The organism is Bordetella genomosp. 6 (assembly GCF_002119705.1).
GTDB classification, from domain to species: Bacteria; Pseudomonadota; Gammaproteobacteria; order Burkholderiales; family Burkholderiaceae_B; genus Bordetella; species Bordetella bronchiseptica_F.
On record NZ_CP021107.1, the window covers coordinates 3,605,962 to 3,630,974 of the forward strand.

The following is a 25,013-nucleotide window of genomic DNA, read 5'->3' on the forward strand; positions in this document are numbered from 1 at the left end:
GGAGACAGCTTTTGTTTTTACTGCAATATCGTGACGGTTCCGTGACGCTCTGCCCGGCGCGTGCCGGCATGCCCCATAGCGTACGCCAAACCGGGGACGCATGGAAGGGCCGCGTACGCCCCCAATGCCTTGTTCTGCAAGGGAAAAACGCCGCATTGGCATGACTGTCACATGGCATCTCTATAATCCAGCAAACTGACTGCCCATTACAACTGCCGCATGGACCATCTTCTGGCCGCCGTCGACCTCGGCTCCAACAGCTTTCGACTTTCCATCGGCCGCGTCGTCCAGCAGGATGGCACCGCCCAGATCTACCAGATCGACCGCCTCAAGGAGACCGTGCGCCTGGCCGCCGGCCTGGACCAGGACAAGAACCTGGGCGAGGACGCGCTGGCGCGCGCCCTGGCGGTGCTCGAGCGCTTCGGCGAGCGGCTGCGCAGTTTCCATCCCAGCCGGGTGCGCGCGGTCGCCACCAACACGTTCCGGGTCGCCCGCAACACGCGCGATTTCCTGCCCCGCGCCGAACAGGCGCTGGGCTTTCCCATCGAGGTCATCGCCGGACGCGAAGAGGCGCGGCTGATCTTCTCCGGCGTGGCGCACAGCCTGCCGCCCTCGCTGAACCGCCGCCTGGTGATCGACATCGGCGGCGGCTCCACCGAGGTCATCATCGGCAAGGGCGTCGAGCCCAACCTGATGTCCTCGCTGTACATGGGCTGCGTCAGCTTCAGCCGCCAGTTCTTCGGCGACGGCGTGGTCGACAGCCACCAGATGAAGCAGGCCGAGCTGGCGGCGCGGCGCGAAATCGAAGTCATCGCCAAGCAATACCGCAAGACCGGCTGGAAGGAAGCCTATGGCTCGTCGGGCACCGCCAAGGCGCTGTACGCCATCCTGACCGAATGCGGCTTTTCCACCCGCGGCATCACGCGCGCCGGGCTGGCCAAGCTGAAAGACCGCATCATCCGTTCGGGCCGCGTCATCCCGGCCGAGCTGCCCGGCATCAAGCTGGAACGCGCCGACGTGCTGCCCGGCGGCCTGGCCATCATGAGCGCCCTGTTCGACGAGCTGAACATCGACGTCATGCACACCGGCGACGGCGCGCTGCGGCTGGGCGTGCTGTACGACCTGCTGGGCCGCGACGACGAGCACGACAAGCGGCACGAATCCGTGCAGCAATTCATGAAGCGCTACCACGTCGACGCCAACCAGGCGCGGCGCGTGCGCCAGGCGGCGCTGGCGCTGTTCGACGTCCTGCTGCCCGACGGCGACGGCCACGAACGCGCCGAGCTGCGGCTGGCGCTGGGCTGGGCGGCCGACCTGCACGAGGTCGGCCTGTCCATCGCCCACAACGCCTATCACAAGCACACCGCCTACGTGCTCGAGCACGCCGACATGCCGGGCTTTTCCAACGACGAACAGGAATTGCTGGCGCTGCTGGCCCTGGGCCATCACGGCAAGCTGAGCAAGCTGGAGCCGCTGGTGGCCAACCGCGGCCAGTGGATCGCCATCCTGTGCCTGCGCCTGGCCGCGCTGCTGTTCCGCCGCCGCGAGGACATCACCCCGCTGCCGCTGGCCGTGTCCATCAAGGGCACATCCATCGTGGTGCGCGCCCAGCAGGCCTGGCTCAACCGCCACCCCCTGAGCGACTTCACCCTGCGCGCCGAAGACAGCGAATGGCGCAAGGTCGGTTTTTCGTTCGAATTGCTGGAAACCTGAAACCCGATCTTCGGGAGCCTGTCCCCGAAGGGGGACTGGCTCCCGAGCACCCCGTCGGCTCAGTCCAGGGTCAGGTCGGTCTGCCGCTCCAGCTGCTTGAGCTCCAGGCGGATCTGGCGGGTCACCCGCCGCACCAGCCTGATGCGCAGACGACGCAGCGTGCGACGCATGTCAGCGCCTGGCTTCGCGGTCCAGGCCGAAGTGGCGGCGGTAGCGCTCGTCCATGCCGGCCATGCTCAGCAGCACCGGGAAGTCCGCCGCGTTGAAGTCCGGATCCCAGGCCGGCTCGCCGCATACCTTGGCGCCCAGCTTGAGATAGCCCTTGATCAGCGGCGGCACGCGCGCCGGCAGGGTGCTGTTCAGTCGCTCGATCGGGTAGCGGTGCAGGGGCCGCACGCGCGGCAGCGCCGGGTCGTCGAGGTGGCGGGCGACATTGCGCCAGACTTCGGCGGCGGTCACGCCATCGTCGCGCAGGCTGACGCTGGCGCAACCCAGCACGTATTCGTAGCCGCCGCGGCGCAGGTATTCGGCCAGGCCGGACCACAGCAGCATGATGACCGCGCCGTTGCGGTAATCGGCATGCGTACACGAGCGGCCCACTTCCACCAGCTGCTCGCGCAAGGCGCCCAGCCCGGACAGGTCGAATTCGGATTCCGAGTAATAGCCGCCCGCCTCGCGCGCCTTCTCGGGCGTCAGGATGCGGTAGGTGCCCACCACCCGTCCGGTGTCCAGTTCGCGCACCATCAGGTGTTCACACCACTGGTCGAAACGGTCCTGCTCCACGCCATCCTGCGCCTGGGGAAACACGGCGCCCATGTCCTCGGTGAAGACGTCGTAGCGCAGACGCTGGATCTGCTCGACCTCCTCCGCGGTGCGCGCCAGACCGACCGCCAGGGTGCGCGGCGCGGCGCCCGGCCATGCGTTGGCGGCAGTTGAACCCGTATCGATGCGTACTAGTTCGAGCATTGCGCGAAACTCCTAAATGTCCTGCCAGTGTGGCCGCGCGTCATGTCAGTAATCTGACCGATATGTTACGTGACTATGAAGTTTACGCCGCCCCACCGAGGGCGATACGACCCCACTTGACCATTTGATACAAACAGAGTCATTGCCTTTCGTTCCTGCGTCGTCCGCGCAACGAAAAAGGCCCGCCGTCAGGCGGGCCTCGGGGCAGGTCCGGGCTTGCTCAGGCGCCCAGGCTGTCGGCCAGCTTCTGGGCGCAGGCCTGCGCCAGCGCTTCGTCCTCGGCCTCGACCATCAGGCGCAGCTTGGGCTCGGTGCCCGAGGCGCGGATCAGCACCCGGCCCCGGCCGGCCAGCTCGGCCTCGACGGCGCCGCGCGCCCGCGCCAGGCCGTCGTGGGTTTTCCAGTCCAGGCCGGGCGCCAGCGGAACGTTGATCATCTTCTGCGGATACATGCGCAGGTCGGCCACCCATTCGGCCAGCGTGGCGTCGGCGCGACGCAGCGCCGTCAGCACCTGCAGGGCGGCGATCGTGCCGTCGCCCGTGGTGTGGCAGTCCAGGCACAGCAGGTGGCCCGAGCTTTCACCGCCGTACAGCCAGCCGCGCGCCTGCATCTGCTCCAGCACGTAGCGGTCGCCGACGTTGGCCCGCTCGAAGCCCACGCCGATCTGCTGCAGCTGGCGCTCCAGGCCATAGTTGGTCATCAGGGTGCCGACCACCCCGGCCACCGGACCGCGCTGCATGCGCTCGCGCACGATGGCGTAGAGCAGCTCGTCGCCGTTGTAAATGCGGCCGGTGCCGTCGACCATCTGCAGGCGATCGGCGTCGCCGTCCAGCGCGATGCCCAGGTCGGCGCCGCGCGCGCGCACTTCCTCGGCCAGCGACTCCGGATGCAGCGCGCCCACGCCCTTGTTGATGTTGAAACCGTCGGGCGAGACGCCGATGGCGTGCACCTCGGCGCCCAGCTCGCGGAACACATGCGGGGCGACGTTGTAGGCGGCGCCGTGGGCGGCGTCGACGACCAGCTTCAGCCCGTTGAGGTCCAGGTCGTGCGGGAAGGTGCTCTTGCAGAATTCGATGTAGCGGCCCTGCGCATCGGCCATGCGGCGCGCGCGGCCCAGCTCTTCCGAGCCGACGCAGCCCAGCGGCTCGTCCAGCGCCTGCTCGATGGCGGCCTCGATGTCGTCGGGCAGCTTCATGCCATGGGCGGAGAAGAACTTGATGCCGTTGTCCTGGTACGGGTTGTGCGAGGCGCTGATCACGATGCCGGCGGCCAGGCGCAGCGTGCGCGTCAGGTAGGCCACGGCCGGCGTCGGCACGGGCCCGGCCAGCAGCACGTCGATGCCGGCGGCCGACAGGCCGGCTTCCAGCGCGGATTCCAGCATGTAGCCGGAAATGCGGGTGTCCTTGCCGATCACGACCTGCGGCCGGTTGCGGCCGCGCCCGCTGGCGTGCTCGCGATGCTCGCGCGCCAGCACACGGCCGGCGGCATAGCCCAGGCGCAGCGCGAAGGCGGCGTTGATCACCGGGCCGCCAACCTCGCCGCGCACGCCGTCGGTACCGAAATATTTGCGTTGACTCATGTGGGGACTGCTCCTTGTTCGGCCGCCTGCCAGACTTTTAGCGCATCCACGGTCGCGGCGACATCGTGCACACGAACGATGGCGGCCCCGCGCGCCACGCATGCCAGCGCGGCGGCAACGCTGCCGGCCAGGCGGTCGCCCACCGGCTTGCCGGTGGCCGCCCCTATCATGGATTTGCGCGAGACGCCCACCAGCAGGGGATAGCTGGAGACGCGCAAGCTGGCCAGGCGGCGCAGCAACTGATAATTCTGATCCATGGTCTTGCCGAACCCGAACCCCGGGTCCAGCACGATGCGTCGGGGATCGACCCAGGCGGCGCGCAGCCGCTGGGCGCGCGCCCCCAGGAAGACGCCGATTTCGCCCATCAGGTCGGCGTACTCGGGCGCCTCCTGCATGGTGCGCGGCTCGCCCTTCATGTGCATGACGCACAGCCCGCACCGCGAGCGCGCCACCGCGTCGATGGCGCCGGGCTGCCGGAAACCGTAGATGTCGTTGATCATGTCGGCGCCGGCGTCGAGCACGGCGCGCATGACTTCAGGCTTGAAGGTGTCGATCGACAGCGGCACCCCGCAGTCGCGCAGGCCTTCGATCAGCGGCAGGATGCGCGCCAGCTCGTCGGCGACGCTGACCGGCTCGGCGCCGGGCCGCGTCGATTCGCCGCCGAGATCCAGGATATGCACCCCTTCATCGACCAGCTGGCGTGCATGGGCGATGGCGCTGTCGGTATCGGCATGCTCGCCGCCGTCGGAAAACGAATCCGGCGTGACGTTGACGATGCCCATGACAAGCGGGCGCTCGAGATCGAACTCAAAGCGCCCGCACTGGAAGTTATTTGCCATGAAACCTTAGCAGCAGGCTCAGACCGCAGCCGCCGTATTGCCGCCGGCAGCCAGGCCGGTGGGCGGGGTGTCGGACGTATCGGACGGGCCCTGCGGCGTCTTGGGCGGACGCGGCGGACGGTCGTTGACGATATCGTCGATCTGGTCGGCGTCGATGGTTTCCCATTCGAGCAGCGCCGAGGTCATCACCTCGACCCGGGCACGGTTGTCTTCCAGGATCTTGCGCGCCACGCCGTACTGCTCGTCGATGATGCGGCGGATCTCGCTATCGACCTTCTGCATGGTCGCTTCCGAGACATGCGTGGTCTTGGTGACGCTGCGGCCCAGGAATACCTCGCCTTCGTTCTCGGCATACACCATGGGGCCCAGCTCGTCGGTCATGCCGTAGCGGGTGACGATGTCGCGGGCGATGGCCGTGGCGCGCTCGAAGTCGTTCGAAGCGCCGGTGGTCATCTGGTTCATGAAGATTTCTTCGGCGATGCGGCCGCCGAACAACACCGCGATGGTGTTGAGCAGGCGCTCCTTGTCCATGCTGTAGCGGTCGCTTTCGGGCAGCTGCATCGTCACGCCCAGCGCACGGCCGCGCGGGATGATGGTGACCTTGTGGACCGGGTCGGTCTTGGGCAGCATGCGCGCCACGATGGCGTGGCCGGACTCGTGGTAGGCCGTGTTCTTGCGCTCTTCCTCGGGCATGACGATGGAGCGGCGCTCGGCGCCCATGATGATCTTGTCCTTGGCCTTCTCGAAGTCGGACATGTCCACCGTGCGGCCGTTGCGGCGCGCCGCGAACAGGGCCGCCTCGTTGACCAGGTTGGCCAGGTCGGCGCCGGAGAAGCCGGGCGTGCCGCGCGCCAGGATGGTGGCGTCGACGTTGGGCGACAGCGGCACCTTGCGCATGTGCACCTTGAGGATCTGCTCGCGGCCGCGGATGTCGGGCAGCGGCACCACCACCTGGCGGTCGAAGCGGCCCGGACGCAGCAGCGCCGGATCGAGCACGTCGGGGCGGTTGGTCGCCGCGATGACGATCACGCCCTGGCCCGACTCGAAGCCGTCCATCTCGACCAGCATCTGGTTCAGGGTCTGTTCGCGCTCGTCGTTGCCGCCGCCCAGGCCGGCGCCACGCTGGCGGCCGACCGCGTCGATTTCATCGATGAAGATGATGCACGGGGCGTGCTTCTTGGCGTTCTCGAACATGTCGCGCACGCGGGCAGCGCCCACGCCGACGAACATTTCCACGAAATCGGAGCCCGAGATGCTGAAGAACGGCACCTTGGCCTCGCCGGCGATGGCCTTGGCCAGCAGCGTCTTGCCGGTGCCGGGCGAGCCGACCATCAGCACGCCGCGCGGGATGCGGCCGCCCAGCTTCTGGAACTTGCTGGGGTCGCGCAGGAAATCGACCAATTCCTGGACGTCTTCCTTGGCTTCGTCGCAGCCGGCGACGTCGGCGAAGGTCACCTGGTTGGTGTTCTCGTCGAGCATGCGCGCGCGCGACTTGCCGAAGCTGAACGCGCCGCCGCGCCCGCCGCCCTGCATCTGGCGCATGAAGAAGATCCATACGCCGATCAGCAGCAGCATCGGGAACCACGACACGAAGATGCTCATCAGCAGCGACGGCTCTTCGCGGGCCTTGCCCGAAACCTGCACGCCGTACTTGAGCAGGTCCGACACCATCCACAGGTCGCCCGGCGACGTCAGCGAATAGGGACGGCCGGCGTCCGGCGTGACATACAGCACGTCGCCCTGCACGTCGACCTTGCGGATGCGGCCCGCCTTGGCGTCGTCCATGAACTGGGTGTAGCTGACGCCGTCCTGGGTCTGTGCACGTCCGTCGAACTGCTTAAACACCGTGAACAGCACCAGCGCGATCACCATCCAGACCGCGACTTTAGAAAACGAATTGTTCAAGGTCGATCTCCTGCTCTCGATTCCGACCGGTGGCCGCGTCCCCGCGCTCAAGGCGCAGCCAACAAATTTGTCAATGAGTCATTCTACCCTGTCGGGGCAGATCGCGTTTGCGGCCCCGCAAGGAGGCCTCGTTTCGTTTGGTTTGGGAATTTTCCCGATTCTGTCTGATGGCAAGGGCTGCGCCGCTGGATGAGGGGTGGATGGCCAGCCAACCGTTACAAGTTGGCCGTGGATGGGTTACTTCAGATCGCGGGCCACCAGAAAGGTTTCCGAGGATTTGTCCCGCGACGCCTTGGGCTTGCGTTCGACCACGCGCTTGAAGCGCTGCTTGTACGACTGCACGATCTGGGAAAACCCGCTGCCGTGGAAAGCCTTGACGATCAACGCCCCGTTGGGCTTGAGGTGGGCGCAGGCGAATTCGAGCGCAAGCTCGCAGACATGCTGGATGCGGGCCGAGTCCGCCACGCCCACCCCCGACAAGTTGGGGGCCATGTCGGAAATCACAAGGTCCACCGGCTGCCCGTCCACCATCCGGGCGAGCTGCTCCAGGACCTCTTCCTCGCGGAAGTCGCCCTGGATGAACTCCACGCCGGCCACCGGCTCCATGGGCAGCAGGTCCAGCGCGATGATGCGCCCGTCGACCACCCCGCCCGGCCCGGCCAGGCGCTCGCGCGCCACCTGCGACCAGCTGCCCGGCGCCGAGCCCAGGTCGACCACGACGTCGCCGCGCCGCATCAGCTTTTCGGCGTCCAGGATCTCGAGCAGCTTGAAGGCGGCGCGGGCCCGGTAGCCCTTCTGTTGCGCCAGTTTCACATAGGGGTCGTTGATGTGCTGGTGAATCCAGTCTTTGGAGAATTTATTCTTGGCCATTACCGTACAATTCCAAGCATGCCTATATTAGAACTTACCTCTCGCGAACGCAGCGACTTGCGCTCCGCCGCCCACCCATTGCGCCCTGTCGTCCTGATCGGCGACAACGGCCTGACCGACGCCGTCCTGAAGGAAATCGACCTGGCCCTGACCGCCCACGAGCTGATCAAGGTGCGGGCCGGCGGCGACGATCGCGAGGCGCGCGAAGCCATGCTGGCCACGATCTGCGACACGCTGTCGTGCGCCGCGGTGCATCACCTGGGCAAGACGTTGATCCTGTTCCGTCCCGACCTGCGCGCGGCCGCGGCCAAGGCCGCCGCCGACACGCCCGCCAGGCGCCGCCCTTCCGAGCCCCATACGCCCAAGAAGATGGCCGCCGAAGGCAAGCGCCTGACCAAGACGCGCCCGGCGCGCAAGGCCGCCGAACCGGCCGCGCCCGCCGCCGGCGCACGCCCCGGCCGCGACGACCTGAACCAGGCCGGCCGTCCGGCGCGCCCGTCCACGCGCAAGGCAGCGCCGGGGCACGCCATTCCGCGCCGCAGCGGCAGCGCGCTGAGCCTGCGCGCCGGAGCACGCGGCGGCCTGGCCGGCCGCAAGGCCGCACGGGCAAACAAGCGATAGTACTTGATCTGGCCGGCCCGGACGGGCCGGCCGGCTTCAGGCTGGCCGCCTAGGCGGCGCGGCCCCGCGTTGCGGCGCCCGACGGCACGTTCCGTGCGTCGCGGCGCGACAACGATGCAGACGCCGGGCGCACGGCCCGGCGTTCAGGAATTCGGATGAATACCGCGCCCCCCAAGCCGTTGACGGCCGAGCAGGGGAATACGCTGGCCACGACCGGAGCCCGGGATATCGCATCCGGGACGCCTGCAGCGCGACGGCTGCGGCTGTGCCACCCCGCCTGGCCGCAAGCGGCTGGCTGATGGTGGAAACGGCGTCGGTCATTGGCCATGGGTATGCAGGGGGGCGGAATCGGCGTCAGAGATAACGCACACCGATGACTTCGTACTCGCGCACGCCAGCCGGCACCTTCACTTCGACCACATCGCCCTCGGATTTGCCGATCAGGGCGCGGGCCACCGGGCTGGAGACCGAAATCAGGTTGGACTTGATGTCGGCTTCGACGTCGCCCACGATCTGGTAGGTCAGGCGGTCGCCCGAGTCGAGGTCTTCGATTTCCACGGTCGCGCCGAACACGGCACGGCCTTCGGCGTCGAGCGCCGTCGGATCGATGAGGTGCGCGTTCGAAAGCGTGCCCTCGAGTTCGGAGATCCGGCCTTCGATGAAGCCCTGGCGTTCGCGGGCGGCGTCGTACTCGGCATTTTCCGACAAATCACCCTGCGCACGCGCCTCCGCAATGGCACTGATCACCGCAGGACGCTCAACGGTCTTAAGCCGATGCAGTTCTTGCTGCAAGCGCTCGGCCCCGCGCACGGTCAAAGGAATGGCAGACATGTCGTTTCCCAAACAAAAGTAGAAAACGCCCCCGACGGAGCGTTTCGGTGAAGGTCTCGGCTTGGTGTGTGGCCTCGCCATGAAGCAGGCGGGCCGTTGCGGAAAGACAGGCGAACAAAAGACGAGACAAGGTCGAACCCGACCGAGGCTCCCCTTTGCTGTCTCCTCTTTGATCGGCCTGCCGCACCCGGCGGCCAAGCGTCGACCAAAACAAAACCCCGGCTCGGGTCGGAACCGGGGCAATCAGATGACATTGTCGGCAAAGTCCAGCGGAATTGCAAGCCTGTAAGCCAGGCGTAGGTTTCGGCGCATGTTGGCTGCGGAAAAGCCACAAAACCTGCGTGTTGGCCGCCGATCGCGCCGTGGGCCTGGCGTTGGCGTGGGGTCCTTCATTTGTCTGACGGGCGGACGATCAAAAGCACACGCCAAAAAACGCACCAACTTAGGGCAAATCCGGGTATGAATATTCGTATATATAACTACAAATAACAAATTAATACCGAATATCGATTGTTTAAGACGAATTCCCCGGCAGCACGCCCGTCACGGCCCGAGCCTTTCCGCGCGGACGCGCCGCGCACCTCGTCAACGTTTATTGCGCAAGACCCTACCCAGGAGATGCCCATGCTTGAAAGGATCAAGGTCCGCACCGCGATGGTGGCGGTATTCGCGTGTTTCCTGGTGGTGCTGATGCTGTCGGGCGCCCTGACGTGGCGCAACGCGGGCAGGAGCGCCGCCGAGATCGAGGGGTTGAATCAGGTCGCCGTCAACCAGGTCGACCCGCTGTTCGAGGCCAGCGGCGCGGCGCTGCGCGCCCGCGTCGCCCTGCTGGAGGCCCTGGCCAACCTGCAGGCCAATCACCTGGACCCGGTGGCGACGCTGCACCAGCAGGCCGGCGCGGCCCAGCGCCAGGCGGCCACGCAATTCCAGCGCTACGTGGACGTGCCCAAGGAGCCAGCCGCGGCCGAGCTGGCCGCGACCCTGCAGACGCGCTGGCGCGCCTACCAGGCGGTGCTGGACGAGCTGGCCGCCGCCGTCGACGCCGGCCAGGCCGAACCCGCCCTGGCCGCCATGAACCGCGCGCAGCAGGCGGAACATGTTTTCCAGCGCGACATGGAAGCCTTCCTGGCCAGGGTCCAGGCCCACAGCGACGAGGTACGCAGCGGCGCCGAAACCACCCATGTCATGGCGCGCTGGAGCGTCATCGCGCTGGCCGCGCTGGGCGCGTTGCTGACCCTGGCCGGCTGGCTGTTCGTGCGCCGCGCGGTGCTGCGCCCCTTGCTGGAGGCCGGCCGCCATTTCGACCGCATCGCCGACGGCGACCTCACCGCGCGCATCGAGGTGCGCTCGGGCAATGAGATCGGCGCGCTGTTCGCGGCGCTCAAGCGCATGCAGGAAGGCCTGACGCGCACCATCGCCGTCATGCGCCGCGGCGTCGACGAGATCAACGTCGGCGCGGCCGAGATCTCGGCCGGCAACGCCAACCTGTCCAGCCGCACGGAGGAGCAGGCGGCCGCCCTGGAGGAAACCGCGGCCACGATGGAAGAACTGTCCACCACGGTCAAGCAGAACGCCGACAATGCCGCGCAAGCCAATCAGCTGGCCGCCGTCAGCATGCAGGTGGCGCAACGCGGCGGCGAGTCGGTCGCGCAGGTGGTGCAGACCATGCACGGCATCTCCGAGAGTTCGCGCCAGATCGCCGACATCGTCACGGTCATCGACGGCATCGCCTTCCAGACCAATATCCTGGCGCTGAACGCCGCGGTCGAGGCGGCGCGCGCCGGCGAGCAGGGCAAGGGCTTCGCGGTGGTGGCGGGCGAGGTGCGCAGCCTGGCCCAGCGCGCCGCGCAGGCGGCCAAGGAGATCAAGATCCTGATCGAGAGTTCGGTGGCGACGGTGCGCGCCGGCTCGCAACAGGTCGCCAGCGCCGGCGGCACCATGGACGAGGTGGTGGCCTCGGTACAGCGCGTGGCCGACATCATGGGAGAGATCTCGGCCGCCTCGGCCCAGCAGGCCAGCGGCATCGATCAGGTCAGCCTGGCGATTTCGCAAATGGACGAAACCACCCAGCAGAATGCCGCGCTGGTCGAACAGGCCGCGGCGGCGGCCACGGCCATGGAAGAACAGGCCCGCCACCTGGCGGCCGCGGCGGCGGTCTTCAGGACGCAAGGCGGCGCCATCATCGACGTCGCCGCCGCGCCGCTGGCCGGGCCGGCGGGCGGCCATGCCGCCCTGCCGCCGGCCGCGGCCCACTGAGCGCCGCCCGGGCCGCGCCGGCGCGCCGTCAGCGGCGGCGCGCCAGGCCCAGCACGGCGTACAGGATGATGGCGCCGAACGTGGCGGTGCCGATGCCGTTCATCGAGAAATCGCCCAGCCTGACGCTGAAATCGCCCGCGCCCAGCACCAGGGTCACGGCGGCCACGATCAGGTTGCGGTTGTCGCTGAAATCGACCTGGTTGACCACCCAGATGCGCGCGCCGGCGATGGCGATCAGGCCGAACACCACGACCGACATGCCGCCCAGCACGGGGCCGGGGATGGTCTGGATCAGCGCGCCGAACTTGGGCGAGAACCCCAGCACCAGCGCGATCACGGCCGCCACCACGAACACCAGCGTGGAATAGATGCGCGTCACGGCCATCACGCCGATATTCTCGGCGTAGGTGGTCACGCCGGTGCCGCCGACGGCGCCGGAGACCATGGTCGCCACGCCGTCGCCCACGAAGGCGCGGCCCATGTAGCGGTCCAGGTCCTGCCCGGTCATGGCGGCGACCGCCTTCACGTGGCCGAGGTTCTCGGCGACCAGGATGATGGCCACCGGCACGATCAGGCCCATGGCCTGCGGCTCGAATACGGGCGCGGCGAAGGTCGGCAGACCGAACCAGGGCGCGGCGGCCACCTTGGCGAAATCCATGGGCGCGCCCAGCCCCAGGCCGTTGGCGCAGACCGCGTAGATGACGCAGGCCAGCACCAGGCCGACCAGGATCAGCAGCCGCTGCACCATGCCGCGCGTGTAGACGGCGATGCCGCCCACGCACAGGATGGTGGCCAACGCCATGCTGGCCTCGAAGCCGGACGAGCCCATGGCGCCCTTGGCGGCGATCGGCGCCAGGTTCAGGCCGATCACGGCCACCACCGCGCCCGTGACGACCGGCGGCATCATGGCCTCGATCCAGCGCGCCCCGTTGCCGCGCGCGCTGGCCGCCCATACGACCAGGCCGATCAGCGCGTACACCAGGCCACAGGCGATGATCGCGCCAAGCGCCACGCCGATATTGGCATTGGCGCCGGGCGCCACATAGCCGGTGACCGCCACCACCCCGCCGATGAAGGCGAAGCTGGAACCCAGGTAGCTGGGCACCCGGCCGCCGACGAACAGGAAGAAGATCAGCGTGCCGATGCCGGACATGAGGATCGCCACATTGGGGTCGAAACCCATCAGCAGCGGCGCCAGCACGGTGGAACCGAACATGGCGACCACGTGCTGGGCCCCCATGGCGATGTTCTTGGGCCAGGACAGGCGTTCGTCGGGCGCGATGACGGCGCCCGGCACGGTGTCGTCGGCCAGCCGCCAGCGCGGGAAATAGGTATTGGACATATGTGTGCGTGGAAGTTGAAGGGATGGGCGGCGCAAGTGTAAGGGGGGTCGGAAGCGCGCAGCAATATGTTTAAGTTTGTCCGCGCGCCTGCCGTATTAAGGACTAACCCTAATCGACGCGGGCGCCGCCACCATGACCGTCAGTTCCATTTCATCGCGCATCTCCGCCGGCGCCTTCGACCAGTACGCCAGGCGGTTGCGCGACCGCGCCGCCGCCGCGGGCGAAAAGGACGAGGCCGGCAGCCCCGCGGCCGAGGCGCTGCAGGCCCTGCAGCGCCAGTTGGCGGCCATCATGCGCCAGATGCGCCAGGTGCGCGAAAGCAACGCCACCGCCGAGCACAAGGCCCGGCAGTTGCAGGACCTGAACCGCCAGGCCTTCGCCATCCAGGGGCAGATCCAGAAGATCCTGGAGGAGCAATTGCGCCTGGCGCAGCGGCTGGCGGCCCGCTGAAGCTGGCCGCGCCGTTGATGGCGCGCATCAAAATTTCTGATTGGACTCGGGGGTACGCGGGCATTAAGGTCTTGCCACAACTCAAAAAAGGAGGAGACCCATGCAAGCGTTGCGCCCAATCCTCGCAGCGGCCATCATGGCTGCCTGCGCGCCGGCCCTGGCCGGCACGGTAACGGTCATCACGTCTTTCCCCAAGGACCTGACCCAGGCCTACAAGGCGGCCTTCGAGAAGGCCCATCCGGACATCAAGCTGGAGATCCTCAACAAGAACACCGTGTCGGGCATCGCCTTCGTGCGCGAAACCCCGCCCGGCCAGCGTCCGGAAGTGTTCTGGGCCAGCGCGCCCGACGCCTTCGAGGTGCTGGGCCGCGACAAGCTGCTGGCCAAGGCGCCTGACGTGGCCAACCCGGCCGTGCCCGACAAGATCGGCAGCTACCCGATCAACGACCCCTCTGGCATGTACATGGGCCAGGCGCTGGCCGGCTACGGCATCATCTACAACACCCGCTACATCAAGGCCAACAAGCTGCCCGCGCCGGTCGAATGGAAGGACCTGCTGGCGCCGCACTGGTTCGGCCACGTGGGGATCACCGCGCCGTCGCGCTCGGGCACCATGCACCTGACGGTGGAGACGATCCTGCAAGGCGAAGGCTGGGATGATGGCTGGAGCACCCTGCTGCGCATGTCGGGCAACGCCAGCGCGGTCACCGAGCGCTCCTTCGGCGTGCCCGACGGCGTGAACAACGGCCAGTTCGGCGCCGGCCCGGTGATCGACTTCTTCGGCCTGTCCAGCAAGTACTCCAAGTTCCCGGTCGATTTCGTCTATCCGTCCGAGACCGCCATCGTGCCGGCCAACATCGCCCTGATCGAGGGAGCCAGGAACACCGAGGAAGGCAAGAAGTTCATCGCCTTCACGCTCAGCCAGGCCGGCCAGGAGCTGCTGCTGGAGCCGAAGATCTCGCGCCTGCCGGTGCTGCCGTACTCGGCGCTGGCCGGCAAGATCCCGCCGGGCTATCCCGACCCGGCCGAGATCGCCAAGCGCAGCAAGGTGCACTTCGACGCCGACCTGTCGCAGGCGCGCTACTACGTGGTCCAGAGCCTGTTCGACCAGACCATCACCTTCCGGCTCAAGGAGCTGCAGGCGGCCACCAAGGCCATCTACGACGCCCAGGCCAAGCTGGGCGAACGCGCCGCACAAGGCAAGGCGGCCGAGCTGCTGGCGCAGGCGCGCCAGCTGGCCTGGGCGCCGCTGGTCGACGCCAAGCGCGCCGCCGACCCGGCATTCCTCAAGCTGTTCGCCGGCAACAAGAAGGACGCCGCCGTCAACCAGCAGATCACGCAGCTCGAAGGCGAGTGGAACGGCAAGGCCCGCGCCAACTACGAGCAAGCGCAGAAGCTGGCGCGCGAAGCGGCCGCGCTCTAGGCGCCGCCGCCACCCCGCGGGGCGCGCCGCACGCGCCGCCCCGCGGGGTGGCCCTCGTCCGTTCACATCCGGGATCTTCATGACCTCTACGGGTACTTTCCGCCTGCCCGCGGGGCCGGCGCTGGCCGCCTTGCTGGTGCTCGCCTTCCTGGCGCTGTTCCTGGTGTTTCCGGTGGGCACGGTGTTCTACACCGCCTTCGTCAACGCCGACGGCAGTTTCACGCTGGGCCACTTCGGCGCCTTCTTCAACCAGCCGCTCATGAAGGAGGCCTTCTTCAACAGCCTGTACGTGGCCGGCTGGTCGTCGCTGCTGGCCTCGCTGATCGCGGTGCCGCTGGCCTACTTCACGGTGCGCTTCGAGTTCCGCGGCGCGCTGCTGATCCAGACCCTGGGCGTGCTGCCGCTGATCATGCCGCCGTTCGTGGGCGCGGTGGCCATGCAGCTGATCTTCGGCCGCTCGGGCAGCGTCAACCTGCTGCTGGACGACTGGCTCGGCATCACCCTGCCCTTCATGGACGGGCTGAACGGCGTCATCTTCGTCGAGTCGCTGCATTACTTCCCGTTCATCCTGATGAACCTGGTGGTGGCGCTGCGCAATATCGACGGCTCGATGGAGGAAGCCGCCTTCAACCTGGGGGCGCGCGGGTTCCGCCTGTTCTGCCGCATCATCTTTCCGCTGGCGCTGCCCGGCTACCTGGCCGGCACCTCGCTGGTGTTCGTCAAGGTATTCGACGACCTGGGCACGCCGCTGGTGCTGGGCACCACCAACATGCTGGCGCCGCAGGCCTATCTGCGCATCACCCAGGTCGGGCTGGAAGACCCGTTGGGCTACGTGATCAGCGTGATCATGATCGGCTTTTCCATCCTGGCGCTGTGGCTGTCGGCCCGCGTGCTCAAGGGCAAGGACTACTCGACCCTGCAAAAGGGCGGCAATGCCATCCACAAGCGCCGGCTGCGCCCGGTCGAGTCGGTGCTGGCCTATGCCTGGATCGGCGCGGTACTGCTGCTGGTGCTCTCGCCCCACCTGGGCGTGCTGCTGCTGTCGCTGGCCAGCGTCTGGAGCTATGCGCCGCTGCCCGACGGCTACACGCTGGCCCACTACACCGCGGTCTTCACCGAGTCGCAGGGCATGATCGCCAATACGCTGCTGTACTGCGGCCTGGCCGCCGGCGTCGACGTCGTGCTGGGCACCGCCATCGCCTACCTGATGCTGCGCACCCGCCTGCCGGCGCGCCAGTGGCTGGACTTCATCGCCTCGGCGGCCCTGGCGATTCCGGGCATCGTGCTGGCCATCGGCTACCTGCGCACCTTCCGCGGCGTGGAAATCCCGGGCACCGGCGTGCTGCTGACCTCGTCCTGGGTGCTGATCATGATCGCCTATTCGGTGCGGCGGCTGCCCTATGCGCTGCGTTCGTGCGTGGCGGCCCTGCAGCAGATCAACGTGTCGCTCGAAGAGGCGGCCGAGTCGCTGGGAGCCAGCCGGCTGCGCACCATCCGCCGCATCGTCGTGCCCCTGATGGCCGGCGGCATGCTGGCCGGCTTCGTCACCAGCTTCATCACCGCCGCCGTCGAGCTGTCGGCCACCATCATGCTGGTCACGCGCGACAGCCAGGCGCCCATGAGCTACGGCATCTACCTGTACATGCAAAGCGCCGCCGGGCGCGGCCCGGGCGCGGCGCTGGGCGTGCTGGCCGTGGTCGCGGTCGGCATCGGAACCTACGTGTCTCACTTGCTGGTCGAGCGCGCCTCGGCGCGCCAGCGGCCGGCGCGCAGCGGGGAATCCTCATGAAGAAAGTCAGCGTCGAATGCCGCAACATCCGGCTTTCCTATGGCAGGAACGAAGTCCTCAAGGACATCAACGTCCATATCGAGCCCGGTGAATTCTTCGCCCTGCTCGGCCCGTCGGGGTCGGGCAAATCCACCCTGCTGCGCCTGATCGCCGGCTTCAACCGGCAAAGCCATGGGCAGTTGCTGGTCGATGGCCGCGATATCGGCGCCACGCCGCCCTGGAACCGCAACATCGGCATGGTGTTCCAGAACTATGCGCTATGGCCGCACATGACGGTGTGGGACAACGTCGCGTTCGGCCTGGTCGAGCGGCGCCTGCCGCGCGCCGAGATCCGCGACAAGGTCGCCGCCGCGCTGGAGCTCGTGGGCCTGGCCGACTTCGGGCGGCGCCGTCCCAACCAGCTGTCCGGCGGCCAGCAGCAGCGCGTGGCGCTGGCGCGCACCATCGTCATCGAGCCGCAGGTGCTGCTGCTGGACGAGCCCCTGTCCAACCTGGACAAGAAGCTGCGGGTGCAGATGCGCCAGGACCTGCTCTCGCTGCAGCGGCGGCTGGGCATCACCACCATCTTCGTCACGCATGACCAGGAAGAAGCCATGACCACGGCCGACCGCATGGCGGTGCTGGACCATGGCGTGGTGCAGCAGATCGGTTCGCCCAGCACGCTGTTCGACTATCCGGTCAACCGCTTCGTCGCCAACTTCGTCGGCACCATGAACGTGCTGGAAGGCGAGGTGCGCGAGCGTTCGCGCGGCGGCGTGGTGCTGGCCGTCGACGGCGTGGGCGAGCTGCACCTGCCGGTCAATGGCGACGCGCCGCAGGCCGGGCGGCTGGCGGCCAGTTTCCGGCCCCACACGGTGCTGATCGAAATGGCCGACGGCACGGGCGACGCGCGCTATGTGTGGCTGCCCGGCGTGGTCGAAAGCAGCGAGTTCCTGGGCGAGTTCACCCGCTACCAGGTGCAGGTGGGCGAACAGCGCCTGACGGCCGACCAGCATCACCTGGCCGGCCTGTCGCCGTTTCCCATCGGCGCGCCCGTGGCGGTGGGCCTGGAGCCCACCCAGATCAGGCTGCTGGCGGCATGAACGCGCCCCGCTCGCGCCGGGCCCCCGGCTCGCCGTAGACTGCGGCCATGGAGATCTACCAGATCCGCGCCTTCGTCACCGTCGCCCGCCTGGGCAACCTGACCAAGGCCGCCGAAGCGCTGTCGCTGACCCAGCCCGCCGTCACCGCCCAACTGAAGGCGCTGGAGCAGAGCCTGGGCGTGGCGCTGTTCGACCGGGCCGCGGGCCGGCTGAGCCTGGCCAAGGCCGGCGAAGCGCTGCTGCCGACCGCCGAGGCGCTGCTGGTGCTGGGCGCCCAGCTCAGGTCCGAGGCCCGCCAGCTGCAAGGCCAGCTGCAGGGCGTGATCGACCTGGGCGTGCCGAGCGAGCAGCCCGACTTCCTGCGCCTGGGCGAGCTGGCCGCCGCGCTGCGACAGCGCCTGCCGCTGGTGGAACTGAAGACCCACGTGCTGCCGGCCACCGGGCTGCTCGAACAAGTCGGCACCGCGCGCCTGGCCGGCGCGCTGACCATCGTCGCGCACCCGCCGCGCGGCGTGACCTGGCATGCCCTGCGCAGCGTGCGCTACCGCATCGCCCTGCCCGCCTCGCTGGCCGATACCCTCAAGCGCGCCGGCTGGCGCGAGATCGCCCAGCTGCCCTGGCTGGACGGCCCATCCGGCAGCCACCTGCACCTGCTGCTGCGCGACATGTTCGAGCGGCACGGCCTGGCGCCGCGGGTGGTGATGCAGAACGACGACCAGTCCAACCTGGACGCGCTGGTGCGCGCCGGCGCCGGCTGCGCCCTGCTGCGCGAGGAAACCGCCCTGGCCGGAGCGGCCGCCGGCGACTTCATCGTGTGGGGGCAGGCGCGCGCCGACGCCACGCTGGGTTTCATCGCTGCGCCCGAGCAGGCTGGCGAACCCATGCTGGTCGCGTTAATCTCCATGATTCAAAAAATCTGGAAGCCCGGCGCCGCCGTGGCCACATGAATACAAGCGCATGACTGAGATCTGGTTCATCCGACACGGCGAAACCGACTGGAACCGCCAACGCCGCCTGCAAGGCTGGCAGGACATCCCGCTGAACGAATCCGGCCGCGAACAGGCCCGCCTGCTGGCCGAGCGGCTGCGCGATACGGCCAGCGAACACCCTTTCGCGGCGCTCTACAGCAGCGATCTCAAGCGCGCGCACGATACGGCCGCCTCGCTGTCGGCCGCGCTGGACCTGCGCGTACGCACCGAGCCGGGCATCCGCGAACGCGGCTTCGGCGTGCTGGAAGGGCTGGAAATGGAAAACCTGGAGCAGCAGGCGCCGCAGGCCGCGCAGGCCTGGCGCAGCCGCGATCCGCTGCGTCCGCTGGAAGGCGGCGAGACGCTGGGGCAGTTCCAGGCGCGCATCGTCGCCACCGTCGACGACCTGGCGGCCCGCCACGCCGGCGAGCGCATCCTGGCCGTCACGCACGGCGGCGCGCTCGACATCATCTGGCGCCATGCCAGCGGCGTGCCCCTGGACGCCCCGCGCTACGCCGCGCTGCTCAACGTCAGCATCAACCGCGTCGCGATCGAACGGCGCAAATGGGAAATCCTGGGCTGGGGCGATGTCGAGCACATCGGCGCCGAAACCGGCAATGACGTAACCCCCTGACCGTCGGCGTGCCTGTCCCCGTTGGGACAGGCACACCGTCGTAGGCTATGAACGGTGGACTGCCAGGACGGTATCTGTCCCCGCTGGGACAGACGCGTTGCACGGGCGGGCACCTCATGCCGCAAGTGCCAACCCCCGGGCCAAGGCAGGCGCCCCGGGCACAGCCCCGGACGGCGACGGATAGCGCCGCCGCCCGACCCCGGCCTCTAGCCCCCTACTGCCCTCGCCTCGGCTTGCGCGGCGCGTTGCGGGCCAGGCGGTCATAGACGGCGTCGGGCAGCAGGCGCATCAGCTTGGCGACCACGCCCATCTGCCAGGGAATCACGCGATACGACACGCCGCGCGCGATCGCCGCGTGGGCGCGTCCGGCGAAGGCATCGGCCTCCATCAGGAACGGCATGGCATAAGGGTTGTGGGCCGTCATGGCGGTTTTCACGTAGCCCGGCGCGATGGTCACCACCCGCACGCCAGCCTGCGCCAGCTCCAGCCGCAGGCTTTCGCAATACGTCGCGACCGCCGCCTTGGACGCGCTGTAGGCCCCCGCGCCGGGCAGCCCGCGTATGCCCGCCACGCTGGCGATGCCGACCAGCCGCCCGGCGCGCGCCGCCCGCATGCCGGCGATGAAGGGCTCGAAGGTGGCGACGGTGGCCAGCAGGTTGGTGTCGACGATTTCCTTGAACACCTCGTAGTCCTCGCCCGCTTCGGTCAGCGTGCCGGCGCTGACCCCGGCGCTGGCGATCACGACATCGACCCGCCCGCCGCAATGGCCGATGAAATCCTGCGCGGCCGCGTGCAGCGCCGCGCGGTCGCGCACGTCCACCGCGTAGCAATGGTGCCGGCCGGGCAGGCTGGCGGCCAGCGCCTCGAGCGCCTGCGCGCGCCGGCCCAGCAACCCCAGCCGCGCGCCGTCGGCGGCGTAGCGCCGCGCCAGCGCCTGCCCCAGCCCGCTGCTGGCGCCCGTGATGAATACATGCTGCATGCCTGTCGTCCTGGAGTCGGGAAACGGATGTCCGGCGCCAGGATACCGGACTTGGCGGCGCGGCGGGGGCGGCCCGGCCTGCGGCGCTCGACCTGTGCCTGTCTCGGCCTGGGAACTGACACCTGCGGCAGCGTGTGCCTGTCCCCACTGGGACAGGCACACCGTGATGCAAAAAAAACCCCGCCACGGCTGGCGCCGTGGCGGGGTGGACGTTGGAGGCGCCGCCTTATTGCGCGGCAAGCCCGGCGTGCAGTTCCTGCAAGGGGTAGACCTGCAGGCCCAGTCCCTGGCGCATGAATTGCATGCCTTCCACCGCGGCGCGCGCGCCCGCGATGGTGGTGAAGAACGTGATGCGGTTGGCCAGCGCCTGGGTCCGGATGGTGCGCGAGTCGGCGATGGCGTTGCGGCGCTCTTCGACGGTGTTGATCACCAGCGAGACTTCGCCGTTCTTGACCATGTCGACGATGTGCGGACGGCCCTCGGTGACCTTGTTGACCACCTGCACCGGAATGCCGGCGGCTTCGATCTCGGCGGCGGTGCCGCGCGTGGCCACCAGCTTGAAGCCCAGGTTGTGCAGGCCGCGGGCGACCTCGACCGCGCGCGGCTTGTCCTGGTTCCTCACGCTGATGAAGACCGTACCCGAATCGGGCAGGCGCACGCCGGCGGCCAGCTGCGACTTGACGAAGGCCTCGCCGAAGCTGTTGCCCACGCCCATGACTTCGCCGGTCGACTTCATTTCGGGGCCGAGAATGGTGTCCACGCCCGGGAACTTCACGAACGGGAAGACGGCTTCCTTGACGCTGAAGTACGACGGCACGACCTCGCGCGTGATGCCCTGGTCGGCCAGCGTGCGCCCGGCCATGGCGCGCGCGGCGATCTTGGCCAGCTGCAGGCCGGTGGCCTTGGACACGTACGGCACGGTGCGCGAGGCGCGCGGGTTGACTTCCAGCACGTAGACGTCGCCGCCCTGGATGGCGAACTGCACGTTCATCAGGCCCGAGACGTTGAGCGCCTTGGCCATCATGGTGGTCTGGCGCTTGATCTCGGCGATCACCTCGGCCGACAGCGAATACGGCGGCAGGCTGCACGCCGAGTCGCCCGAGTGCACGCCCGCCTGCTCGATGTGCTCCATGACGCCGCCGATGAACACGGTCTGGCCGTCGGCCAGGCAGTCCACGTCGACTTCGGTGGCGTCGTTCAGGAAGCGATCCAGCAGCACCGGCGAGTCATTGCTGACCTTGACGGCTTCGCGCATGTAGCGTTCGAGGTCCTGCTGTTCGTGCACGATCTCCATCGCGCGCCCGCCCAGCACGTAGCTGGGACGCACCACCAGCGGGTAGCCGATCTCGCCGGCGTGCGCCAGGGCCTCGGCTTCGGTGCGCGCGGTGCGGTTGGGCGGCTGGCGCAGGCCCAGCTTGTTCAGCAGCTTCTGGAAGCGCTCGCGGTCCTCGGCCACGTCGATCGACTCGGGGCTGGTGCCGATGATGGGCACGCCATTGGCCTCCAGCGCGCGCGCCAGCTTCAGCGGGGTCTGGCCGCCGTACTGGACGATCATGCCGACCGGGTTTTCCTTGTGGACGATCTCCAGCACGTCTTCCAGCGTCAGCGGCTCGAAGTACAGGCGATCGGAGGTGTCGTAGTCGGTCGAGACGGTTTCCGGGTTGCAGTTGACCATGATGGTCTCGTAGCCGTCTTCGCGCAGCGCCAGCGCGGCGTGCACGCAGCAATAGTCGAACTCGATGCCCTGGCCGATGCGGTTCGGACCGCCGCCCAGCACGATGATCTTCTTGCGGTCGGTCGGCTTGGACTCGCACTCTTCCTCGTACGTGGAATACATGTACGCGGTGTTGGTGGCGAATTCGGCGGCGCAGGTGTCCACGCGCTTGTAGACCGGACGCACGTTGAGCTGGTGGCGCAGCTTGCGCACTTCGGATTCGGACGAATCCAGCAGGAACGCCAGGCGGCGGTCGGAGAAACCGCGCCGCTTCAGCTCCCACAGGGTGGCATGGTCGAGATCGGCCAGCGTCTTCTGCTCGAGCGCGAGCTCGATGTCGACGATTTCCTTGATCTGCGCCAGGAACCACGGGTCGATGCGCGTCAGGCCGTGCACCTCGTCCAGCGTGAAACCCTGGGCGAAGGCGTCGCCCACATACCAGATGCGCTCGGGGCCGGGCTCGCCCAGCTCGATCTGCAGCTTCTCGCGATCGGTGGTCTTCTGGTTCAGGCCGTCCACGCCGACTTCCAGCCCGCGCAGGGCTTTCTGGAACGACTCCTGGAAAGTGCGGCCCATGGCCATCACTTCGCCCACCGACTTCATCTGGGTGGTCAGGCGCGCGTCGGCCTGCGGGAATTTCTCGAACGCGAAACGCGGCACCTTGGTGACCACGTAGTCGATGGTGGGTTCGAACGAGGCCGGGGTGGCGCCGCCGGTGATCTCGTTGCGCAGCTCGTCCAGCGTGTAGCCCACGGCCAGGCGCGCGGCGACCTTGGCGATGGGAAAGCCGGTGGCCTTGGAGGCCAGCGCCGACGAGCGCGACACGCGCGGATTCATCTCGATGACGATCATGCGGCCGTTTTGCGGATTGACCGCGAACTGCACGTTCGAACCGCCGGTGTCCACGCCGATCTCGCGCAACACCGCGATCGACGCGTTGCGCATGATCTGGTATTCCTTGTCGGTCAGCGTCTGGGCCGGCGCCACGGTGATCGAGTCGCCGGTGTGCACGCCCATGGGGTCCAGGTTCTCGATCGAGCAGACGATGATGCAGTTGTCCGCCTTGTCGCGCACCACTTCCATCTCGAACTCTTTCCAGCCGAGCAGCGATTCCTCGATCAGCAGCTCCTTGGTCGGCGAGGCTTCCAGGCCGCGGCGGCAGATGATCTCGAATTCCTCGGCGTTGTAGGCAATGCCGCCGCCCGAGCCGCCCAGCGTGAAGCTGGGGCGGATGACCACGGGAAAGCCCGACGTGCCGATGTCGGCGGCGATGCGACGCTGCACATCCCAGGCCTCGTCCATCGAGTGGGCCACGCCCGACTTGGCCGACTCCAGGCCGATGTCGGTCATGGCCTGCTTGAACTTCTGGCGGTCTTCGGCCTTTTCGATGGCGTGCTCGTTGGCGCCGATCAGCTCGACGTTGTGCTTTTTCAGCACGCCAAGGTGGGCCAGGTCGAGCGCGCAGTTCAACGCGGTCTGGCCGCCCATGGTGGGCAGCAGCGCATCGGGCTTCTCGCGCTCGATGATCTTCTCGACCGCTTGCCAGGTGATGGGCTCGATGTAGGTGACGTCCGCCGTTTCCGGGTCGGTCATGATGGTGGCGGGGTTGCTGTTGACCAGGATGGTCCGGTAACCCTCGGCCTTGAGCGCCTTGCACGCCTGGGCGCCCGAATAGTCGAACTCGCAGGCCTGGCCGATGATGATCGGGCCGGCGCCGATGATGAGGATGCTTTTTAGATCTGTACGCTTGGGCATGGTGGAATCTTTATTTCTGGCCGGCCATCAGGCTGATGAACTTGTCGAACAGCACGATGATGTCGTGCGGCCCGGGGCTGGCTTCGGGGTGGCCCTGGAAGCAGAACGCCGGCCGGTCGGTCAGCTCGAAACCCTGCAGCGTGCCGTCGAACAGCGAGACGTGCGTGACGCGCGCGTTGGCCGGCAGGGTCGCGGCGTCGACCGCGAAGCCATGGTTCTGGCTGGTGATGAACACGCGCCCGGATTGCACGTCCTGCACCGGGTGGTTGGCCCCGTGGTGGCCGGTCTTCATCTTGACGGTCTTGCCGCCCAGCGCCAGGCCCATCAGCTGGTGGCCCAGGCAGATGCCGAACACCGGCAGCTTGCGCTCCAGGAAGGCGCGCGTGGCGTCCACCGCGTAATCGCACGGCTCGGGATCGCCCGGGCCGTTGGACAGGAACACGCCGTCGGGTTGCAGCTTGAACACTTCCTCGGCGGTGGTCTGCGCCGGCACCAGCGTGACGCGGCAGCCGCGGTCGGCCAGCAGGCGCAGGATGTTGCTCTTGACGCCGTAGTCATAGGCCACGACGTGGAAGCGGTCCTGGGCCGGCTGCGTATAGCCCGAGCCCAGCTCCCAGGTGCCCTGGGTCCAGTCGGCGCGCTCCTTGATGGAGACGACCTTGGCCAGATCCTGGCCGCTCATGCCCGGGAAGCCGCGGGCCAGCTCGACCGCGCGTTCGGCGTCCTCGCCGACCAGGATGCACGAGCCCTGGGCGCCGGACTCGCGCAGGATGCGGGTCAGCTTGCGGGTGTCGATGCCCGCGATGGCGACAATGCCTTGCGCGCTCAGGTACTCGGGCAGCGATTGCGTGGCGCGGAAATTGGACACGCGCGCCGGGCAGTCGCGCACCACCAGACCGGCGGCGTACACACGATTGGCCTCGACGTCTTCAGGATTGACGCCGGTATTGCCAATGTGGGGATAGGTCAGCATGACGGTCTGCCCGGCGTAGCTCGGGTCTGTCAGGATTTCCTGGTATCCGGTCATCGAAGTGTTGAACACCACTTCGGCCACGGTATGCCCAGGCGCGCCTATCGATACGCCCCGAAAAATGGTACCGTCCGCCAAAGCCAGAATTGCAGGAGGGAAGCGGTTGATCCCCTCGGGAAAAAGTTGCGGCAGCACAGTAAACCCCGGTTTCAGAATCGATAATCAAACTTTCAGATTATACCCTGGACGGCCGTTTTTCCCCGCATGGCGCGCCGGATAAGGCTGCGCGGCCAGCTGGCCGGACCGGCGGCCATGCCGGCACCGTT

The 25,013-nt window shown here is 68.0% G+C and carries 19 protein-coding genes; 9 read left to right on the forward strand and 10 right to left on the reverse strand.

Annotated elements, in window-relative coordinates; genetic code table 11:
* Positions 1-219 precede the first annotated feature (219 nt).
* A complete protein-coding gene (ppx, locus tag CAL11_RS16920; protein ID WP_033460037.1) occupies positions 220-1,713 on the forward strand; it encodes an exopolyphosphatase in 1,494 nt (497 codons plus the stop codon).
* A gap of 171 nt (positions 1,714-1,884) precedes the next feature.
* On the opposite strand, the gene CAL11_RS16925 is transcribed toward ppx, so the two are convergent.
* From CAL11_RS16925 to CAL11_RS16945, 5 genes are all read right to left on the reverse strand, one after another.
* Positions 1,885-2,679, reverse strand: coding sequence for a GNAT family N-acetyltransferase (locus tag CAL11_RS16925; protein ID WP_086093596.1), 795 nt, complete (start codon positions 2,677-2,679; stop codon positions 1,885-1,887).
* Between the two features lie 220 nt (positions 2,680-2,899).
* Positions 2,900-4,258, reverse strand: coding sequence for a phosphoglucosamine mutase (glmM, locus tag CAL11_RS16930; protein ID WP_068925434.1), 1,359 nt, complete (start codon positions 4,256-4,258; stop codon positions 2,900-2,902).
* Positions 4,255-5,097, reverse strand: a complete 843-nt coding sequence (gene folP, locus CAL11_RS16935; protein WP_033460043.1) for a dihydropteroate synthase — start codon at positions 5,095-5,097, stop codon at positions 4,255-4,257. Before folP ends, glmM begins: the two co-directional genes overlap by 4 nt.
* Before the next feature lie 18 nt (positions 5,098-5,115).
* Positions 5,116-7,002 carry an ATP-dependent zinc metalloprotease FtsH gene (gene ftsH / locus CAL11_RS16940; protein ID WP_086093597.1) on the reverse strand — a complete coding sequence of 629 codons (1,887 nt, stop codon included), beginning with the start codon at positions 7,000-7,002 and terminating at the stop codon, positions 5,116-5,118.
* 237 nt (positions 7,003-7,239) lie between these two features.
* Positions 7,240-7,872, reverse strand: a complete 633-nt coding sequence (locus tag CAL11_RS16945) for an RlmE family RNA methyltransferase (RefSeq protein ID WP_010930175.1) — start codon at positions 7,870-7,872, stop codon at positions 7,240-7,242.
* 18 nt (positions 7,873-7,890) lie between these two features.
* Here CAL11_RS16945 and CAL11_RS16950 point away from each other — a divergent pair, with 18 nt between their 5' ends.
* Positions 7,891-8,493 (forward strand): YhbY family RNA-binding protein, encoded by a 603-nt coding sequence (locus CAL11_RS16950; protein WP_068925431.1) that lies wholly within the window; start codon positions 7,891-7,893, stop codon positions 8,491-8,493.
* A gap of 354 nt (positions 8,494-8,847) precedes the next feature.
* Here CAL11_RS16950 and greA read toward each other — a convergent pair whose 3' ends face one another.
* Complete coding sequence (gene greA / locus CAL11_RS16955) at positions 8,848-9,324, reverse strand: transcription elongation factor GreA (protein ID WP_003809615.1); 477 nt, start codon at positions 9,322-9,324, stop codon at positions 8,848-8,850.
* Positions 9,325-9,942: 618 nt separating this feature from the next.
* Here greA and CAL11_RS16960 point away from each other — a divergent pair.
* Positions 9,943-11,580, forward strand: coding sequence for a methyl-accepting chemotaxis protein (locus tag CAL11_RS16960; protein ID WP_086093598.1), 1,638 nt, complete (start codon positions 9,943-9,945; stop codon positions 11,578-11,580).
* Positions 11,581-11,608: 28 nt separating this feature from the next.
* On the opposite strand, the gene CAL11_RS16965 is transcribed toward CAL11_RS16960, so the two are convergent.
* On the reverse strand, positions 11,609-12,922 hold the full coding sequence (locus CAL11_RS16965) for a solute carrier family 23 protein (protein ID WP_033462761.1): 1,314 nt from the start codon (positions 12,920-12,922) through the stop codon (positions 11,609-11,611).
* Between the two features lie 133 nt (positions 12,923-13,055).
* Between CAL11_RS16965 and CAL11_RS16970 the strand changes: the two genes are divergently transcribed.
* From CAL11_RS16970 to CAL11_RS16995, 6 genes are all read left to right on the forward strand, one after another.
* Positions 13,056-13,373: a hypothetical protein gene (locus CAL11_RS16970; protein WP_086093599.1), complete on the forward strand. Its 318-nt coding sequence runs from the start codon at positions 13,056-13,058 to the stop codon at positions 13,371-13,373.
* Positions 13,374-13,473: 100 nt separating this feature from the next.
* Positions 13,474-14,796, forward strand: coding sequence for an extracellular solute-binding protein (locus CAL11_RS16975; RefSeq protein WP_086093600.1), 1,323 nt, complete (start codon positions 13,474-13,476; stop codon positions 14,794-14,796).
* A gap of 79 nt (positions 14,797-14,875) precedes the next feature.
* Positions 14,876-16,585, forward strand: a complete 1,710-nt coding sequence (locus CAL11_RS16980) for an ABC transporter permease (RefSeq protein WP_033462764.1) — start codon at positions 14,876-14,878, stop codon at positions 16,583-16,585.
* Positions 16,582-17,667: an ABC transporter ATP-binding protein gene (locus CAL11_RS16985; protein WP_033462765.1), complete on the forward strand. Its 1,086-nt coding sequence runs from the start codon at positions 16,582-16,584 to the stop codon at positions 17,665-17,667. Before CAL11_RS16980 ends, CAL11_RS16985 begins: the two co-directional genes overlap by 4 nt.
* Before the next feature lie 47 nt (positions 17,668-17,714).
* Complete coding sequence (locus CAL11_RS16990; RefSeq protein WP_033462766.1) at positions 17,715-18,614, forward strand: LysR family transcriptional regulator; 900 nt, start codon at positions 17,715-17,717, stop codon at positions 18,612-18,614.
* A gap of 10 nt (positions 18,615-18,624) precedes the next feature.
* Positions 18,625-19,269: a histidine phosphatase family protein gene (locus CAL11_RS16995; protein WP_086093601.1), complete on the forward strand. Its 645-nt coding sequence runs from the start codon at positions 18,625-18,627 to the stop codon at positions 19,267-19,269.
* A gap of 214 nt (positions 19,270-19,483) precedes the next feature.
* On the opposite strand, the gene CAL11_RS17000 is transcribed toward CAL11_RS16995, so the two are convergent.
* The 3 genes from CAL11_RS17000 to carA all read right to left on the reverse strand — a co-directional run bounded on the left by CAL11_RS17000 (position 19,484) and on the right by carA (position 24,882).
* Entirely contained in the window at positions 19,484-20,248 is a 765-nt protein-coding gene (locus CAL11_RS17000) for an SDR family oxidoreductase (protein ID WP_086093602.1), read from the reverse strand.
* 226 nt (positions 20,249-20,474) lie between these two features.
* On the reverse strand, positions 20,475-23,717 hold the full coding sequence (gene carB, locus CAL11_RS17005) for a carbamoyl-phosphate synthase large subunit (protein WP_086093603.1): 3,243 nt from the start codon (positions 23,715-23,717) through the stop codon (positions 20,475-20,477).
* Between the two features lie 10 nt (positions 23,718-23,727).
* A complete protein-coding gene (gene carA, locus CAL11_RS17010; protein ID WP_068925425.1) occupies positions 23,728-24,882 on the reverse strand; it encodes a glutamine-hydrolyzing carbamoyl-phosphate synthase small subunit in 1,155 nt (384 codons plus the stop codon).
* Between the last annotated feature and the right edge of the window lie 131 nt (positions 24,883-25,013).

Bases quoted from the DNA above. Each gene is read 5' to 3' on its own strand.
- ppx (WP_033460037.1), top strand. From the start codon at position 220: ATGGACCATCTTCTGGCCGCCGTCGACCTCGGCTCCAACAGCTTTCGA.
- CAL11_RS16925 (WP_086093596.1), bottom strand. From the start codon at position 2,679: ATGCTCGAACTAGTACGCATCGATACGGGTTCAACTGCCGCCAACGCA.
- glmM (WP_068925434.1), bottom strand. From the start codon at position 4,258: ATGAGTCAACGCAAATATTTCGGTACCGACGGCGTGCGCGGCGAGGTT.
- folP (WP_033460043.1), bottom strand. From the start codon at position 5,097: ATGGCAAATAACTTCCAGTGCGGGCGCTTTGAGTTCGATCTCGAGCGC.
- CAL11_RS16945 (WP_010930175.1), bottom strand. From the start codon at position 7,872: ATGGCCAAGAATAAATTCTCCAAAGACTGGATTCACCAGCACATCAAC.
- CAL11_RS16950 (WP_068925431.1), top strand. From the start codon at position 7,891: ATGCCTATATTAGAACTTACCTCTCGCGAACGCAGCGACTTGCGCTCC.
- greA (WP_003809615.1), bottom strand. From the start codon at position 9,324: ATGTCTGCCATTCCTTTGACCGTGCGCGGGGCCGAGCGCTTGCAGCAA.
- CAL11_RS16960 (WP_086093598.1), top strand. From the start codon at position 9,943: ATGCCCATGCTTGAAAGGATCAAGGTCCGCACCGCGATGGTGGCGGTA.
- CAL11_RS16965 (WP_033462761.1), bottom strand. From the start codon at position 12,922: ATGTCCAATACCTATTTCCCGCGCTGGCGGCTGGCCGACGACACCGTG.
- CAL11_RS16970 (WP_086093599.1), top strand. From the start codon at position 13,056: ATGACCGTCAGTTCCATTTCATCGCGCATCTCCGCCGGCGCCTTCGAC.
- CAL11_RS16975 (WP_086093600.1), top strand. From the start codon at position 13,474: ATGCAAGCGTTGCGCCCAATCCTCGCAGCGGCCATCATGGCTGCCTGC.
- CAL11_RS16980 (WP_033462764.1), top strand. From the start codon at position 14,876: ATGACCTCTACGGGTACTTTCCGCCTGCCCGCGGGGCCGGCGCTGGCC.
- CAL11_RS16985 (WP_033462765.1), top strand. From the start codon at position 16,582: ATGAAGAAAGTCAGCGTCGAATGCCGCAACATCCGGCTTTCCTATGGC.
- CAL11_RS16990 (WP_033462766.1), top strand. From the start codon at position 17,715: ATGGAGATCTACCAGATCCGCGCCTTCGTCACCGTCGCCCGCCTGGGC.
- CAL11_RS16995 (WP_086093601.1), top strand. From the start codon at position 18,625: ATGACTGAGATCTGGTTCATCCGACACGGCGAAACCGACTGGAACCGC.
- CAL11_RS17000 (WP_086093602.1), bottom strand. From the start codon at position 20,248: ATGCAGCATGTATTCATCACGGGCGCCAGCAGCGGGCTGGGGCAGGCG.
- carB (WP_086093603.1), bottom strand. From the start codon at position 23,717: ATGCCCAAGCGTACAGATCTAAAAAGCATCCTCATCATCGGCGCCGGC.